Raw genomic sequence first — 16474 nt, 5'->3', positions numbered from 1 at the left:
CGCATGGGCGCTATCCGCCCTCCTGGCGGGGTCCGTCGCGTGGGGCGGACGTGCTCCGCCCGCGCTGCCGGCGCCGATCCAGGTGGACGGGACCGTGTGCAGCGCGGGCCTCGGCTGCCGAGTGGTGGGACCCGGGGGCGGCCCATGCGACTTCCCGACCGTGCAACAGGCGGTGGCCGCGAATGCCAGCGAGATCCGCGTCGTCAGCGGCACCTATGCCGAGAACGTCGGCATCGCCGATCGCAACGTCGCGATCGTCGGCGGTTTCGCCAGTTGCGCCGATGCCGCCAACGGGGTCGGTGGTGCGGCCGGCGCGCGCAGCACGATCGCGCCCGCGGCCGGCCGGGCGCTGCTGATCCAGCAAGGCGGTACCGCTGCGATGACGCTGGCGCTCGACCACCTCGTGCTCAGCGGAACGATCGGAGCGGACGGCGGCGCGCTGCGCATCGCCGGCAACGCGGCGCTGGCGACGCGCAACGTCGTCGTCACGCTCGATGACGTCATCGTTCGCGACAGCGCCGCCAACGGCGCGCGCGGCGGCGGCATCGCGGTGCAGGATGCCGACCTCAACCTCGTGCGCAGCGAAGTCAGCGCGAACGTGGCCACGCGCGGCGGCGGCCTCTACTGCCTGCGCGCGATCGTCTTCCTCGACGATCATCCCACCACGCTCGGCAGTCCCGCGGCGGGCGGTGGCAACCAGGCGGTACTGCAGGGCGGTGGCGCCTGGCTCGACCAGGGGTGCAGCCTCGACCTGCGCGGCGTCATCAGCAACAACATTGCCGGGCTCGACGGCGGTGGCGTATACGTGTCCGCCGGCGGCGCGCTGTATGTCGGCGCGGGCAGCGGCACCGGGCTGGCCGCGATCGTGACCAATGTTGCCAACACCGGCGATGTCGCCGGTGGCCACGGCGGTGGCGCCGTTTTCGCCAGCGGCGTCGGCGCGCAGGTCGACATCACCAATGCCTATTTCGGCTACAACGCCGCCGGTTCGTTCGGCAGTGCGGTGGACAACAGCGTCGGCGGCGCGATCGCGCTGGTCGGTGGCGCCGGCCTGCTGGCGCGGCGCTACAACTCGCCCTGCTGGAACGATCGCAGTTGCGTGCAGTTCTTCGGCAACTCCGTGCAGGGACGCGGTGCGGCTCTCTACGCCGACACCGAAGCCGACGTGCACGTCGCCGACAGCCTTTTCATCGCCAATGCCGCACAGGCGGCGAACGGCTCGGTGATCGACTTCGGCAGCAGCAGCGCGACGCGCGTGGTCGAGAGTTCCTACCTCGTGCAGAACCAGCCGGGCAGCAGCGTGGTGCGCCTGTCCGGCGGCAATGCGTTGCTGCGCTCGAACGTCATCGCGGACAACACGTACGCCGATGCGGCGATCGAACTGGACTTTGTCAACGCCGAGATCCGCGGCGTGAACGTGTGGCAGCCGGGGCGGACCAAGTACCTCAATGTCGGTGGCGGGCCGGACGCGCAGGTCGCTTGCGTGTTTTCCGACAGTGCCAGCGCCGAATGGCCGCTGGCGGCGCAGGTCGTGTTGACCGGCGATCCGATCTTCCGCGCGCCGCACGACTACGATTATCGCGTGTATCCGCGCAACGGCGGCTCCATCAGCGACGTGGTCGACCGCTGCCTGCCCGCGCACCTGCAGTCGACGCTCGCCGCGGATCTCGTGCTGGATGTGCTCGGCCAGCCGCGCAATGTGGACCTGGCGACGATCGGCAACGCGCCCGGTCCGATCGACATCGGGCCGGGCGAGGAGCAGATCGACATCGGCGACCTGATTTTCCGCGATTCGTTCGACCCGCTCTGAGTCGCGTCCGTCCGTGCGCCGATGCACGGACGGACGCGTGCACTCATTCGAAGCCGCTGCCGAAGATCGGGTCGTCGTGCTGGCACAGCGTCGGTACCATGCCGCGCTGCCACAGGCTCGGGCCCTGGCGAACGATGTAGTCGACCGCGTAGACGTCGTGCTGGTAGCCGGTGTTGGAACGATCGACCAGGTGGAACGCGTACGGGCGCGGGTTGTATCGACAACTGGTGACGAGCGAGGCGTAGGCACTGTCGAATCCGGCGATCGAGCCGCCGATCTCGAGGCCCTGGCCCCAATAGCTCGTCGTCTGGGTTTCTTCGGTGACGCCCTCGCTGAACTCGTACGCGCCGCCGCCGACCACCTGGGCGACGAAGCCCGCTTCGAGGTCGAATTCGGCGCCTACGCGCGTGGAGCTTTCGAACGAGGTGTTGTTGCCGACCAGGTTGGTCGAGGATTGACTGAGGTCCCAGTCGATCGAACCGCTGGCGCCGACGACATTGCCATCCCAGATGCCCGCTTGCAGCAAGCCCGAGTAATTCGTGCAGCCCGGCATCGCACCGCTGCCGTTCCACAGCATGTCGCCGTGCACCTCGATGCTGCGGAACGCCGACCCGGCGTTGTCCCACACGAGTGCATTGAACCAGCCGTCGTTGGCGACCGGGTCACACACCGAGTCCGGATACGCGGGCGGCTCCGCATGCACGTCGCCGAACACCTGGACCTCCGCCACCCGCAGCCTCGCCACGCCGGGATGCTGCAGGCGGATGTAGCGCGCCTTCAGCATGGTTGCCGGGTTGGCCGGATCGCGCGTCCAGATGTTCCAGCGATCGTAGGTGACGTCGTCGGCGGTTTCCGGCGCGAACGTGCGCACGCCGGCACCGCTCGGAAGGGCGGCGCCATTCATCGGCGCGCTCGACGTGAACACGCGGAAGCCGGCGAGTTCCGCCGCGTGTCCGTACGTCGGGAACACGCGGATGTTGGAGACATCCTGCACGCTGCCGAGATCGATCTGCAGGTACGGTTGGCTCGAGTCGCCGCTCGACTGCGCCTCGGTGCTGAATCGGCCGTCGGTCGCCTTGTCCTGCGCGCTGCCGGCCGCGAACGCCGCGTTGCTGGTGACGGTGCGGAACAGCGCGATGCTGTTCCAGTCGCGTTGCAGCGGGAACCATTGCGCGGGCGGGTGGCCGGGTGACGCGGCCGCGATGTCCGTGTCCCATGTACGCGCGTCGCTGGCCGAGGTGTAACGGCTGCCATCGATCACCTCGCACATGCGCACCGCACTCTCCGGGTCGACGCCGCCGGCGGCGCTTTCGACCTGGTACGAGTAGCAGTTGAAGCTGTTGTCCTCGATCACGGTGAGGGCTTCGCCGTGATCCTGCGAATAGCCCTGGTCGACCTGGAAGCCGTTCTCCGACCCGTGGATGGCACCGTAGCTGCTCTGGTAGTTGTAACCCGCGGTCGCCTTCACGGTCGCTTTCGCGCCGATGCCGAGCACGTCGCCGCCGACGGCGACGCCGAGGTAACCGGACACGTCGTGCGAGGTGAAGCTGCCGGAGCGCTCCTCCAGGCTGGAACCGCCGGAGGTCGACTTGCCGAACGTGCCGAGCTTGGCGGCAGCGGACTGCAGGCGCTGGAAGTAGGGCGGCAGCCAGACGACCTGGCGCAGTTGCGGTTCCTCGACCATGCGGCAGTCGGTGCCGAGCGTCGCTTCGACGGAATCGCCGTCGAAGTCGCTGGCGACGAGGTCGAGCGCGGTGAGGCTGTTGAGCGCGTTCGAGGTCTCCGTGGTGAACATGCCGCCGAACGTTGACGGATTCGAGGTATCAGTCAGGTGCCAGATTCCATGCAGCAGGTTCTGCGTCTGGTTGCGCGACAGCGTCATCACCTCGGCGATGCCGTCCTTGTCCATGTCGGCGACGGCGACGTTGACCATCGCCAGATCATTGCCGCCGCTGACCGGGTAGTAGGCGGCGTACGTCGGCGTGGTCTTGACGTGGTACATGAAGCCCGGGGCACTGCCGCCGTTGCTGCTGCCGCCGACACTGACCGTGATCGACTGCTGGTACGTGCGCGTGACATTGAGATTGTCGACGATCGTGAGCTTGACCGTGCGCGTGCCGGCCGCGGTGTAGACGTGCACCGGGTTGATGTCGTGGATCGCGCCGGTGGCGTCGCCGAAGTCCCAGGTATAGGTCGCGATCGGCCCGGTCGACGTGTTGTCGAACTGCACCGTGAGGCCGTCGGCGACGTACAGATAGCCCGCGGCGAGATCGACCTCGGCCTTGAACACCTCTACCGCGAGGCGCGTGTTGGTGTCGTCGCGCGCGAGCACGATTTCCGACGGCGACACGCGATCGACGTTCGCGATCGTCGCTTCGAAGCTCTTCAGGCCACCCTCGTAGTCGCCCTGCACGAGGTGGCTCGAGTCGAACTCCTCGCCGCTGCCGCGGCTGGCGAAGCCGATGTCGGTGATCGCGTTGCCGGCGTCGCGCGTGGTCGTGAAATGATGCAGGCGCTGGCCGATGTAGTTGAACGACGATTGGCGGAACTGTGTATGGACGACGAGTTCCGCCGCCGCGCTGTCGACGACATCACCCGCGTCGGCCTCGATACGATCGATGCTGTCGATGCCCGGCGTGCCGTTGTCGGCGGTGTAGGAGAATCCGAGCACGCTCTGGAACGACTTGCTGCCGATCGCGGTGTCGCTGCCGACGATCGGCAACGCCGCCGTCGTCGGCTGGTATTCGAGCAGGTGGTAGTTCAGCGTGCGCGTGCCGCCGGAACCGGTGTCATCCACCACCACTGCCTGCGCGCGCCCGTCCAGCAGCATGTCGTCCGCGGCCAGGCTGATGTTGCCGACCGCACCGCTGCGGCTCCAGTGGCCCGCGCTGCTGTCGTCGGCCTGCGCGATCGTCCCGTTCGCGCTGCCGGTGAGCAGGAAGACCTGCATGCCCGAGGCCGTGCGCACGAGCACGGCCAGCTCCTGTTTGCGGTCGGTGGAGCCGTCGAAGTCGCCGGCCGCGAGGTCCACCGCGTTGATCGACTGGTTCAAGGTCCAGCTGTCGATGAGCTCCGCCGAAGGCACGCCGGATCGGCGGAACACGCCGAGCCGCAGCGCATTCGAGCCGGTGACCTTGTTCGCCGTCACCACTTCATCGGCGCCATCGCCGTCGAGGTCGACGCTCACCGCCTTGACGAATGTGGTGCCGGCGAGATCGCCGGGAAACAGGCCGCCGCGGATCGTGCGCGTCAGCGGCGGCGGCTCGGGGTCAACCGCGGGCTGGTATTCGTCGAATGCGTTGAATCCACTCGCGGCGATCATGTCGATCGCCTCGGCTTCGCCGCCGAGGGTGACGCGACGTCCGAATGGCGTGTTGTCGCATCCGATGTCGGTGCGCACGTGGGTCGCGAAACGCGGCAGGGGCGCGGCGGCGCCCGTGGCTGCGAACAGGCACAGGCCGGCCAGCGGCAGGGCAAGGCGCGCGAGGCGGGTTGCGGGTGTCTTCGGGTGCATTCGGGATTCCCCCAGGTTCGTCGGAGCCGCGCGACCGCCCGCCGCTGCGGGCGGAAGTTCTGCTGGCAACGAGGTCAAGCGCGGAAAGGGGCAGCGACGTATCAGCGTCGGCGGAAATTCCCTCGATGCGCCGATGGCGGCGGTTGCGCCGATATGATGGCGGCGGCACGGGGGCGGGGAAGGGCGGACGATGGATGCCGGGCAGTGGAATCGCGTGCGAGCCATGTTCGAAGCAGCGCTGGAGCTGCCGGAGGCGGAGCGCCGCTCATTCGTCGAGGCGACCTCCACCGACCTCGCCTTGCGCGATGAAGTGCTCGCCCTGCTCGCCGCCGATGCAGGCACGGCGGCCGCTGCGACCGACGTGGGGGATGCAGCACCGGACCTGCTCGCCGGGATCGGCGACGATGCGGGCGCGGACGAACGCGGGGCCTTGGTCGGTACGCGCGTCGGGCCGTGGAGACTCGAGCGCGAACTCGGACGCGGCGGCATGGGAGCGGTGTACCTCGGTGAGCGCGTCGACGGCGATTTCCGCCAGTTCGCAGCGATCAAGCTGGTGCGGTCGAGCTGGGAAGCAGGCGAGCTGCAGCGGCGCTTCCGCAGCGAGCGGCGCATCCTCGCGAGCCTCGATCACCCGAACATCGCGCGCCTCGTCGACGGCGGCGAGACGGCGGACGGCAAACCGTACCTGGCGATGGAGTACGTCGACGGCCAGCCGCTGTGCGCGCACTGCGATGCACGGCGCCTGGCGGTCGCCGATCGCCTGCAACTGTTCCTCGCGGTGTGCGCGGCGGTCGCCTACGCGCATCGCAGTCTGGTCGTGCACCGCGACCTCAAGCCGTCGAACGTGCTGGTCGGCAGCGACGGCGAGGTGAAGCTGCTCGATTTCGGCATCGCGCGCCTGCTCGAGAACGATGCCGCGATGACCGGTTCGGCGATGCGCGTGTTCACGCCGGAATACGCCGCGCCCGAACAGGTGCGCGGCGACCCGCTCACCACCAGCGTCGACGTGTACGCGCTGGGCGTGATGCTGTTCGAGCTGCTGACCGGGCGTCGGCCCTATCGCCTTTCCGCGACGACGCCGGCGATGCTCGAACGCGCGATTCTCGCCGAGGAGGCGCAGCGCCCGTCGCAGGTAGCCGTTTCCGGCGACGCGCTGTCGTCGCCGCTGGCGCATGCCCGTGCGAGCGAGCCGCACCAGCTCGGCGCGAGCCTGCGCGGCGATCTCGATGCGATCGTGCTGAAGGCGTTGCGCAAGGAACCGCAGCAACGATATGTCTCGGTCGAGGCGCTGGCGAACGATGTCCGCTGCTACCTGGGCCGGCAACCCGTCGCGGCGCGACGTGGCAACTGGCGCTATCGCGGCGTGCGCTTCCTGCAGCGCCACTGGCTCGCCGTCGCGCTGGGGTCGATCGCCTTCGCGGGCATCCTGACCGGGCTCGGTGTCGCGCTGTGGCAGGCCGAGCGCGCGCGACAGCAGGAGCTCGTCGCGCAGAACGAAGCGCGCAAGGCACGCGCGGTGTCGGAGTTCCTGACCGGCGTGTTCAAGGCGGCAGAGCCCGGCAGCAGCGACGGCCGCGATCCGCGCGCAAGCGAACTGCTCAGGCGCGCGGCGGACAAGGTCGGGGCGCAGTCCGACATCGCGCCGACCAGCCGCGCGAGCATGCTGATGGCGATCGGCAGCGCGTACCTCACGATGGACGACCATCCGCGCGGACTGGAGCTCATGCGCAGCGCGCACGAAGCGGCGTTGCGCGGCGACGATGTGCGCCTGCGCGCCGAAACGCAGCTCGAGCTCGCGCGCGCGCTCGACTCGGACGGCCAGTCGAACGCGGCATTGCACGAGCTCGAACAGGCGCAGTCGTTCGTCGCGACCGATCCGCTCAGCGACGGCGTGCTCAGGCGTCGCTTCGGCTACCTGATCGCGGTCGTGTACAACAACCTCGACCGTGCGGCGGACGCATTGCCGCATCTGGACCGGGTCTATCGCGAAGCGGTCGCGACCGACGGCCTCGGCAGCGCGGCAGTCGGCAAGTTCGTCGACCTGTACTCCTCGCTGCTGATCTCCGCGCATCGCGGTGGGGATGCGATCGCGCTGACGCAGGCCAATTACGAGGCCTCGCGTCGGCGCCCGGACCTGCCGCTGCTCGAACGCTCCAATTTTGCCGCGGCCTATGGCCTTTCGCTGCTGCGTGCCGAGCGCGCCGCGGAGGCCGAAAGCGCCTATCGCGAGGCACTCGCGCTGGACGAGAAGCTGTACGGCGTTGGCAACCTCGCGACGGACATCTCGATGAACAATGTCGCCGCGGCGCTGCGCAACCAGCGCCGGTTCGCCGAGGCAGCCGAGTTCGGCGCGCGCGTGCTGGCGATGCGCAGGGCGCACCTGCCGGCGGATTCCGCGGCGATCGCGCGCTCGCTGGCGATGCTCGGCGACATCTGGCGCAGCGCGGGCGACTTCGACAAGGCGGTGCCGTTGCTGCGCGAGAGCGTCGCCATCTTCGACAGGCGCGGCGAGGATGACCGCGCTTCCGCCATCACGGCACACCTCAACCTGATACGCGCGCTCGAAGCGGCGGGCGCCTACGACGAGGCGTTGCAGGTGATGAGCCACGTACTGCCCCACACGCAGCGCAGCAGCAGCCAATACGCCGGCGCCGGCGGCGCCGAGGTGCGTCTCATGCATGCGCGCCTGCTCGCGCGAGCCGAGCCGGAGGGCAAGGACTGCAGCGCGATCGCGCACGTGCTGGAGGTCGCGCCCGCCGGCGAAGCCGTCGCGGTGGAGGCACACGTGCTCGCCGCCGATTGCGAGCGGCGCAACGGTCGCACGCAGCCGATGCAGGAGCACCTCGCCGCCGCGGGTGCGGCGCAACTGCCGCCGGATCGACTCAGCGCCTATGCGCGCGAGCGGCTGGCCGAGCTCGGCGCCCGCCGTTGAAGGGCCCGGTCGCTGCGCCGGGTCGCGTCCGGCCGACCGCGTCGCCCAAGACGTGGTTCGTCTATATCCTCGAATGCCGTGACGGCAGCCTCTACACCGGCATCGCGATCGACGTGGCGATGCGCTTCGCGCTGCACGCGGCCGGACGCGGTGCCCGCTACACCCGTTCGCATCCGCCGTTGCGCGTGCTCGCGAGCTTCGAACATCCCGACCGCTCCAGCGCTGCCAAGGCCGAATACGCGATCAAGCAGCTGACGCCAGCGGAGAAGCGCGCGCTTGTGGGCTCGTCCAGAGGGCGCTGAGCGATGCCACCCCCGACGACAGGCACATGCAAGGTAGTTGTTATATTGTAACTATCTTGGAGTGTTGCTCCCTCGACCCGGAACCGCTTCGCATGCGCTTGCCTGTCCTCCTGCTCAGTTCCACCCTCGTGCTCGCGCCGCTGGTTGCGGCGCGACCTGCGTCCGCCCGCGAAGGCGCGATGACCGTGCAACAGCAACTGGATGCGCTCGCCGCGCGCGTGAAGGTGCTGGAGGCGAACGACAGGCTGTTGCGCAAACAGGCGGAGGATGCAATCGCCGCGGCGCAGGCCGCGCGGGCGGAACTGGCCGCGCTGAAGGCGGCACCGCCGCCGGCGGTCGCCGCGGTCGAGGCCGCGCCACCTGCCGCCGCGCCGTCCGGTGGCAATGCGAACGCGTTCAATCCGGCGATCAGCGTCATCCTCAACGGCAGCTACACGAGCCACTCGCTCGACCCGAACCACTACGCGCGCGCCGGTTTTCCAGTCGTCGATGAAGGCGGGCCTGGACCGCGCGGCATCTCGCTTGGCGAGAGCGAAATCTCGCTGGCCTCGAACATCGACGAGAAGTTCTACGGCCAGCTCACGCTGACTGCGCACAGCGACAACGGCGAAGACCATGTCGGTGTCGAGGAAGCGTTCATCGACACCACCGCGCTGCCGGACGGTTTCAACCTGCGCCTCGGCCGCTTCTTCTCCAACATCGGCTACCTCAACAGTCATCACGCGCACACCGACAACTTCTTCGACCGGCCGCTCGCGTACCAGGCGTTCCTCGGCAGCCAGTACGGCGACGACGGTGCCCAGCTGCGCTGGCTCGCGCCGACCGACCTGTACCTTGAAGTCGGCGGCGAGATCTTCCGCGGCGGCAACTATCCGAGTGGCGGGGCCGAGCACAGCGGCGCCGGCGTGAAGACATTGTTCGCGCATGCGGGCGGCGACATCGGCATCGAGAATTCGTGGCTCGCCGGCCTGTCGATGCTGAAGTCGAGCGCGACCGGCGCGGCCGACGGCTTCAGCGGCGACAGCACCTTGTACATCGGCGATGCGACGTGGAAATGGGCGCCGCAAGGCAACTTCAAGGATGGCGGCGTGACCGTGCGCGGCGAGTACTTCGTCGACCATCGCAACGGCACGGCGGTCAATCCGCTCGACGAAGGCGAGCCGCTCGCCTGGCATGGCGCACGACGCGGCGCCTATGTCGAAGGCATCTACCGCTTCAACCGCACCTGGGACATCGGTTACCGCGTCGACAAGCTGTGGGCCGATCGCACGGGTCCGTATGCGAGCGCGTTCGATCCCTACCGCAACACGCTGGAACTGACCTGGCGCAACAGCGAATTCAGCCTGCTGCGCCTGCAGTTCGCGCGCGACCAGCCGACGAGCAACACGACCGACAACGCGCTGACGCTGCAGTACCAGGTCAGCCTCGGCGCACATGGCGCGCACAAGTTCTGATCGGCAAGGGGCGCCCCCATCCACGATGCCCCCGGGACGAGGGCTGAAAAGCATCGCGCCTTCCGGCGCTCCCACGGGGAGTCCCGCCTGGAACCGACGATGCGCAGATTCTTGCTGTGTACGTAGGAGCGGCTTCAGCCGCGATGCTCTTGCCCTGACAGGTGGACGAATGAACAAGCTGATCATGCTGTGCACGCTGGCCCTCTGCGCCGCTGCCTTCACCGCGCCCGCGCACGCGAACCTCAAGGTGTTCGCGTGCGAACCGGAATGGGGTTCGCTGCTCAATGAGCTCGGCGGCGACAAGCTCGACGTCGACGTCGGCACCTCCGCGCTGCAGGACGTGCACGTGATCGAGGCGAAGCCGAGCCTGATCGCCAAAGTGCGGCGCGCCGACCTCGCGGTCTGCACCGGTGCCGATCTGGAAATCGGCTGGCTGCCGCAGCTGGTGCGCCAGTCCGGCAATCCGAAGATCGCGTCCGGCGCCGGCTCGTTCATGGCGGCGGACCAGATCACGACGCTGGAGAAGCCCTCGCAACTCGATCGCGCCAACGGCGACGTGCATCCGGGCGGCAATCCGCATTTCCAGATGGACCCGCAGCGCGTTCTGGTCATCGCGAAAGCGCTCGCCGCTCGCCTCGGTGAACTGGATGCCGCGAACGCCGCCACCTACCAGCAGCACCTCGCGGATTTCATCACGCGCTGGAGCGCGGCGATTCCGAAGTGGGAAGCCAAGGCGGCGCCGCTCAAGGGCCGCAACGTCGTCGTCCACCACAACAGCTGGATCTACCTCACGACCTGGCTCGGCCTGCACGAGATCGGTTCGCTCGAACCCAAGCCCGGCGTGCCGCCGACCAGCGCGCATCTGGCGACGCTGGTCGACACGACGAAGAACGGCCACGCGCTCGCGATCATCCGCGCCGCCTACCAGGATCCGAAGCCGGCCGACTGGCTCGCCGAACGCACCGGCGTGCCGGCACTCACGCTGCCGTTCACCGTCGGTGGCGATGCGCAGTCGAAGGACCTGTTCTCGTTCTACGACTCGACCATCGACAAGCTGCTCGGAGTCGCCAAGTGAATCCCAACTGGTCCGGTCTCGACATCGGCATCCTCGGCCCCGCCTGCGCAGCGGGCCTGATCGTGTTGTCCACGCATGTGCCGCTCGGTCGGCGCGTGTTGTCGCGCGGCATCATCTTCATCGACCTCGCGATCGCGCAGATCGCCGGGCTCGGCGTGATCCTCGCGCAGTACGTCGGCATCGACGAGGCGAGCTGGGGCGTGCAGGTCGCCGCTGCGCTTGCCGCGCTCGCCGGCGCCGCACTGCTGGCGTGGACCGACCGGCGCTGGCCCGAATACCAGGAGCCGCTGATCGGCACCCTGTTCGTGCTCGCCGCGACCGGCGGCCTGCTCCTGCTGGCGAACAATCCGCAGGGCGGCGAACACCTCAAGGACCTGCTGGTCGGGCAGATCCTGTGGGTCAGCTACGGCCAGCTTGTGCCGGCACTGCTGCTGTCGGTCGCGCTGCTCGCGTTCCTCGGCTGGCGTCGCGGCCGTCTCGATGGCGTGCTGTTCTATGGCCTGTTCGCGCTTGCGATCACCGCGTCGGTGCAACTGGTCGGCGTCTACCTCGTGTTCGCGAGCCTGATCGTTCCGGCTCTCGCAACCGCGGGTATGCAGGGCCGGGCGCAACTGGTCGCGGCCTATTCGATCGGCGCACTCGGCTACGCCTCCGGCCTCGTGCTGTCGGCCGTGCTCGACCTGCCGAGCGGTGCGTTGATCGTGTGGACCCTGGTCGGCTGCGCGCTGCTCGCGCAAGCGGTCCCGGCGGTGCGCCGCTCGCATCCGGCGCATTCCGTGGGCTGAACCGTGGCCGCGTGAATGCCCTTGTGCGGTAGTCTGGCGCGACCAGTCGATGCCGGGAGAGTGGCGATGCCGAATTCACGTGGTGCCCTGCTGCTTGTCGCGACACTCGGCGTCGCCGCGTGCTCCGCTCCGCTTGATCGTCCGGAGCACGACGAACATGCGCTGACGGCGACGCCGGCCGCTGCGCCCGGGCCCACTCTCTCCCAGTGGGCACGAGGCGCGCAGCGGCTCGACAACCTCGGCACCCATTCACGCGCGGTCACGACGACATCGGCCGAGGCGCAGGCTTATTTCAACCAGGGCCTGCGACTGATCTATGCATTCAACCATGACGAGGCCGCGCGTGCGTTCGCGCGCGCGATCGAGCTCGATCCGGCGTGCGCGCTCTGCTACTGGGGCGCGGGCGAGGCGCTCGGGCCGAACTACAACATGCCGGCGATGCCTGAACGCTGGACCGTGTTGTGGCAGGCGCTGCAGTCGGCGCAGCATCAGGCGGCGCATGCGACGCCGTTCGAGCAGGCCCTGATCGCGGCGCTCGCGAAACGCTATCCGGGGCCGCAGCCGCTGTCGCCGGACGCGATGGCGCCGTACAACCGCGCCTACGCGGACGCCATGCGCGACGTCGCGCATCGCTTTCCTGCCGACGACGACGTGCAGGTGTTCTTCGCCGAAGCGGCGATGACCGCGAACCCGTGGAAACTATGGCGCAACGACGGCACTGCCGCTCCGGGTACGGACGAAATCGTTGCGACGCTGGAGGCGGTGCTCGCGCGCAATCCCGCGCATCCGGGTGCCAACCACTATTACATCCACGCCGTCGAGGCGTCGCCGCATCCGGAAAAGGCGATTGCCGCGGCCGAACGCTTGCCCGGGCTGATCCCGGGCGGCGGCCACATCGTGCACATGCCGGCGCACATCTTCCAGCGGGTCGGCCGCTACGCCGACGCGAGCGAGGCGAACCGCGCCGGTGCGCGTGTCGACCTCGCCTACATCGAGCAGTCGAAGCCGCCGGAATGGGCCTACTACGCCGGCATGTACCTCGCGCACAACTACCAGTTCCTCGCCTACGCGGCGTCGATGCAGGGACGTTCGGCGGAGGCGCTGCAGGCGACGCGCGACATGCGCGCGCACGTGCCGGACGCGATGCTGCAGATGGGTAGCGGGTTGGACTGGTACATGGCCGAGCGCTACTTCGTGCTCGAGCGCTTCGGTCGCTGGCGCGAGTTGCTCGATGAGCCGGCGCCCGATGCCAGCCTGCAAGGCTTGCGCGCGGCGCACCACTACGCGCGCGCGTGCGCGTTCGCGGCGACCGGCGACATCGCCCACGCGCGCGAGGAGAAGGCGAAGCTCGACGCGATCGCCGGAGCGTTGCCGGCCGACGCGCCGGCCGGACTCAATCTGGCGAAGGATCTGCTCGTCGTCGCGACCGACGTCGCCGTCGCGCGCATCGCGATCGCCGAAGGCGATCGCGCCGCCGCCGTCGCGGCGTTGCGCCGTGCGGTCGCGACGGAGGACCTGCTCGCCTACGACGAGCCGGCCAACTGGTTCGTGCCGGTGCGCCACCTGCTCGGCGCGCAACTGCTCGCCGACGGGCGTGCCGCCGAGGCCGAATCGGTCTATCGCGAGGATTTGCAACGCCATCCGGACAATGGCTGGGCGCTGCATGGGCTCGCGCAGGCGCTGCAGGCGCAGCACCGGCAGCGCGAGGCCGAGGATGTCGCGCTGGCGTTCGCGCACGCATGGAAGGACGCAGACGTCGCGCTCGCCGCGTCGGCGTACTGATTCGAAGCCGCAGGCCACCCTGTGCGCGACGGTTGCGCTGGCACGATCGCGTCCGTGATGCCGCTGGAATGCGATCGCGTGCTAGGCGCCCGGGCAGCCGCGGGGGCCCGATCCGAGTTCCGGGTTCATTGCCTTCTGCGGTTGCAATCGGCGTAGCATCTGTCGCATCGACGACGAGATGCCGTGATGCCTGAACGCGAGCCCGGGACTCGAGTGGATCCTGGCGCGGCGGATGCCGCACCGATCGTCTTCGTCGTCGACGACGAAGAGCACATGGGCGCCGCGTTGCGGCGCCTGTTCGTCACCGCAGGACTCTCGACCGAAGTCTACGCGACGGGCGAGGCGTTCCTCGCGCGCCCGTCGCACGACGTGCCCGGCTGCGTCGTGCTGGACGTGGGCATGCCCGGCATGGGAGGACTCGAAGTGCAGGCGCGGCTGCACGCTCGTGCCGCGGATCTGCCGGTCGTATTCCTCACCGGTGCCGCGGAGGTCCCGGTGGCGGTCGCGGCGATGCGCGCGGGTGCCGCCGATTTCGTCGAGAAACCATTCGACAACGACGACCTGCTGCGCCGCGTGCGCGCGGCGATCGAACGACAGGCGATGCAACGCGTCGAGGCGCGGCGACGGCTCGAGTTCGAGCGCCGCCTGCGGACGCTGACGCCGCGCGAAGGAGAGGTGCTGGAATGGATCGTGGCCGGCAAGACGAGCAAGGAGATCGCCCGCACGCTTGGCGGCAGCCATCGCACGATCGAGATCCATCGCGGACGGATCATGGAGAAGACCGCGGCGCAAAGCCTTGCCGACCTGATCCGAATGCGCCTGGTGGTCGGTGCGCTGCCGACGCCGGCCCGCAGCGGGAGCCGCGATACGTGAAGATACGTATACGCATTCGCCCTCACTACGACCGTCGGTTGGAGGGACGTAGCATGGTCGCCCATGTCGCAACTGCGCATTCCGCGCAGCGACGGAGCGAGGACGCGATTCGTGTCGACCGCCATCCCTTTCGCGTCAAAACCAGACGCGGCGGTGCCGCCTGTGCGCGGCGCGCCGGCTGCGGCGTGCCCTGACGCGATGGAAGCGACACTGCGCGCGCTCGTCGATGCCGCACCGACGGCCACCCTGTTGTTCGACGCGGCCAGGAACGTGCGCTACGCCAATCCAGCCGCGCGCGTGTTCGCGCGACTGTGCGCGCCGGAGAAGGGCGACCGGCCGCTCGAAACGGTCGACGACTGGCACCCGGAGCTGTTGAGCAGCGTTGCGCTGCACCTGTGCAGCGTGCAGGGCAGCTGGAATGGCGAAGTCATCCTCGGCGTCGGGCGCGGCCAGCACAAGATCCTGCTCGTCCACCTGTCGCGCGTCGGCGCCGAACTGTTCGGCATGACGGTGCGCGACATAACGCTGGACAGCGCGCGCGAGTCAGAGCTGCACGCGCGAAACGCCGAACTTGAGGTGGCCTATGCCAGGCTGCAGGGCGCGCAGGAACAGGTGATGCAGTCAGAGAAGCTCGCCTCGATCGGCCAGCTTGCGGCGGGTGTCGCGCACGAGATCAACAACCCGATCGGCTACGTCAACTCGAACCTGAGCACGCTGCAGCGCTACATCTCCCAGCTGTTCTCGGCGATACAGTCCTACGAGGCGGCGCTTGCCGGCGGTGCCGGCGCGGCTGCGGCGGAATCGATCCGGCAGAAACTCGACCTCGATTTCCTGGCCGGCGACGTGCCGCAACTGCTCAGTGAATCACGCGAAGGCATCGACCGCGTCTGCAAGATCGTGCGCGACCTCAAGGATTTCGCGCGCAAGGAACGCTCGGAGGACTGGATCCAGGCGGATATTCATCGCGGCCTCGATTCGACCCTCAACATCATCTGGAACGAACTCAAGTACAAGGCGCAGATCGTCAAGACATTCGGCGAGCTGCCACTGGTCGAATGCCTGCCGTCGGAACTCAACCAGGTGTTCATGAACGTGCTCATGAATGCCGGCCAGGCGATCAAGGACCAGGGCATCATCACCGTCACGACCTCGGTCGCAGGCGACCGCGTGCACATCGACGTCGGCGACGACGGCGAAGGCATCCCCGCGGACCTGCTGCCGCGCGTGTTCGATCCGTTCTTCACCACCAAGCCGGTCGGCAGCGGCACTGGTCTCGGCCTCGCGATCTCCTACGGCATCGTCTCCAAGCACCACGGGACGATCGAGATCTCGAGCACGCCGGGGCAGGGCACGCTGCTGCGCATCGACCTGCCGATCGCGCAGCCGCACTGATCAGGCTCCAATCCGAGGCATTCCTTCATGTACCGCATCCTCCTCGTCGACGACGAACCGAACATCCTCAACGCGTTGCGCCGCTGCCTTGCATCGATCGATGTCGGCGAACTTGACGGCGAGGCGCTCAAGGTGGAGGCGTTCACTTCGCCCGAGCAGGCGCTCGAGCGAAGCGAGGAACAGGATTTCGACCTCGTCATCAGCGACTACCGCATGCCGAACATGGACGGCGTCCAGTTCCTGTCGGCGATGATTGAGTTGCAGCCGGCCGCGCCGCGCATGATCTGCTCGGGCTACGCCGATCGCGACGTGATCATCGCCGCCGTCAACGAGGTGCAGCTCGCCCGATTCATCGGCAAGCCGTGGGTCGATGAAGACCTCGCGTCGGCGGTCGTGACGTTGCTGCAGCCGGGCGGTGCGCGCGCACGCGCGCAGCGCCAGGCGGGCGCGCAGAAGTCGGCGCGCATCCAGGCGGTGCCGGCGCGCGTCACGCATGTCGAGCACGACGACGAGGGAGCGATCGTGTTGCGCAGCGATGATCCGGTGTGAGGTTAC

Annotated in this window: 11 protein-coding genes; 10 read left to right on the top strand and 1 reads right to left on the bottom strand. The window is 68.6% G+C overall.

The features are described from left to right. The first annotated feature begins 172 nt into the window (after positions 1 to 172). Positions 173 to 1810, top strand: a complete 1638-nt coding sequence (locus ACILRJ_RS12310; RefSeq protein ID WP_395683482.1) for a hypothetical protein — start codon at positions 173 to 175, stop codon at positions 1808 to 1810. Between the two features lie 43 nt (positions 1811 to 1853). On the opposite strand, the gene ACILRJ_RS12305 is transcribed toward ACILRJ_RS12310, so the two are convergent. Then, complete coding sequence (locus ACILRJ_RS12305; RefSeq protein WP_395683481.1) at positions 1854 to 5324, bottom strand: PKD domain-containing protein; 3471 nt, start codon at positions 5322 to 5324, stop codon at positions 1854 to 1856. A 223-nt stretch (positions 5325 to 5547) separates the two neighbouring features. On the opposite strand from ACILRJ_RS12305, the gene ACILRJ_RS12300 reads away from it, so the two are divergent. The 9 genes from ACILRJ_RS12300 (at position 5548) to ACILRJ_RS12260 (ending at position 16468) form a co-directional block, all read left to right on the top strand. Next, entirely contained in the window at positions 5548 to 8256 is a 2709-nt protein-coding gene (locus ACILRJ_RS12300) for a protein kinase domain-containing protein (RefSeq protein ID WP_395683480.1), read from the top strand. Further along, positions 8253 to 8558 (top strand): GIY-YIG nuclease family protein, encoded by a 306-nt coding sequence (locus ACILRJ_RS12295; protein ID WP_395683479.1) that lies wholly within the window; start codon positions 8253 to 8255, stop codon positions 8556 to 8558. The genes ACILRJ_RS12300 and ACILRJ_RS12295 overlap by 4 nt, the downstream gene beginning before the upstream one ends. A gap of 92 nt (positions 8559 to 8650) precedes the next feature. Further along, a complete protein-coding gene (locus tag ACILRJ_RS12290) occupies positions 8651 to 10012 on the top strand; it encodes a hypothetical protein (protein WP_395683478.1) in 1362 nt (453 codons plus the stop codon). A gap of 169 nt (positions 10013 to 10181) precedes the next feature. Then, the gene (locus ACILRJ_RS12285) at positions 10182 to 11087 is read left to right on the top strand and encodes a metal ABC transporter substrate-binding protein (RefSeq protein WP_395683477.1); all 906 of its coding nucleotides are present in this window, start codon (positions 10182 to 10184) and stop codon (positions 11085 to 11087) included. Continuing rightward, positions 11084 to 11872 (top strand): metal ABC transporter permease, encoded by a 789-nt coding sequence (locus ACILRJ_RS12280; protein ID WP_395683476.1) that lies wholly within the window; start codon positions 11084 to 11086, stop codon positions 11870 to 11872. The genes ACILRJ_RS12285 and ACILRJ_RS12280 overlap by 4 nt, the downstream gene beginning before the upstream one ends. A gap of 66 nt (positions 11873 to 11938) precedes the next feature. Beyond that, positions 11939 to 13654 (top strand): tetratricopeptide repeat protein, encoded by a 1716-nt coding sequence (locus ACILRJ_RS12275; RefSeq protein ID WP_395683475.1) that lies wholly within the window; start codon positions 11939 to 11941, stop codon positions 13652 to 13654. A gap of 186 nt (positions 13655 to 13840) precedes the next feature. Further along, positions 13841 to 14527 (top strand): response regulator transcription factor, encoded by a 687-nt coding sequence (locus ACILRJ_RS12270; RefSeq protein WP_395683474.1) that lies wholly within the window; start codon positions 13841 to 13843, stop codon positions 14525 to 14527. 198 nt (positions 14528 to 14725) lie between these two features. After that, positions 14726 to 15919 carry an ATP-binding protein gene (locus tag ACILRJ_RS12265; protein ID WP_395683473.1) on the top strand — a complete coding sequence of 398 codons (1194 nt, stop codon included), beginning with the start codon at positions 14726 to 14728 and terminating at the stop codon, positions 15917 to 15919. 27 nt (positions 15920 to 15946) lie between these two features. Continuing rightward, complete coding sequence (locus tag ACILRJ_RS12260; RefSeq protein ID WP_395683472.1) at positions 15947 to 16468, top strand: response regulator; 522 nt, start codon at positions 15947 to 15949, stop codon at positions 16466 to 16468. The last annotated feature ends 6 nt before the right edge of the window (positions 16469 to 16474 follow it).

Origin of the sequence: Dokdonella sp. (assembly GCF_044227025.1) — a bacterium.
In the GTDB taxonomy this organism is placed as follows: Bacteria; Pseudomonadota; Gammaproteobacteria; order Xanthomonadales; family Rhodanobacteraceae; genus Dokdonella_A.
This window is presented reverse-complemented; position numbering and strand designations above follow the sequence as displayed.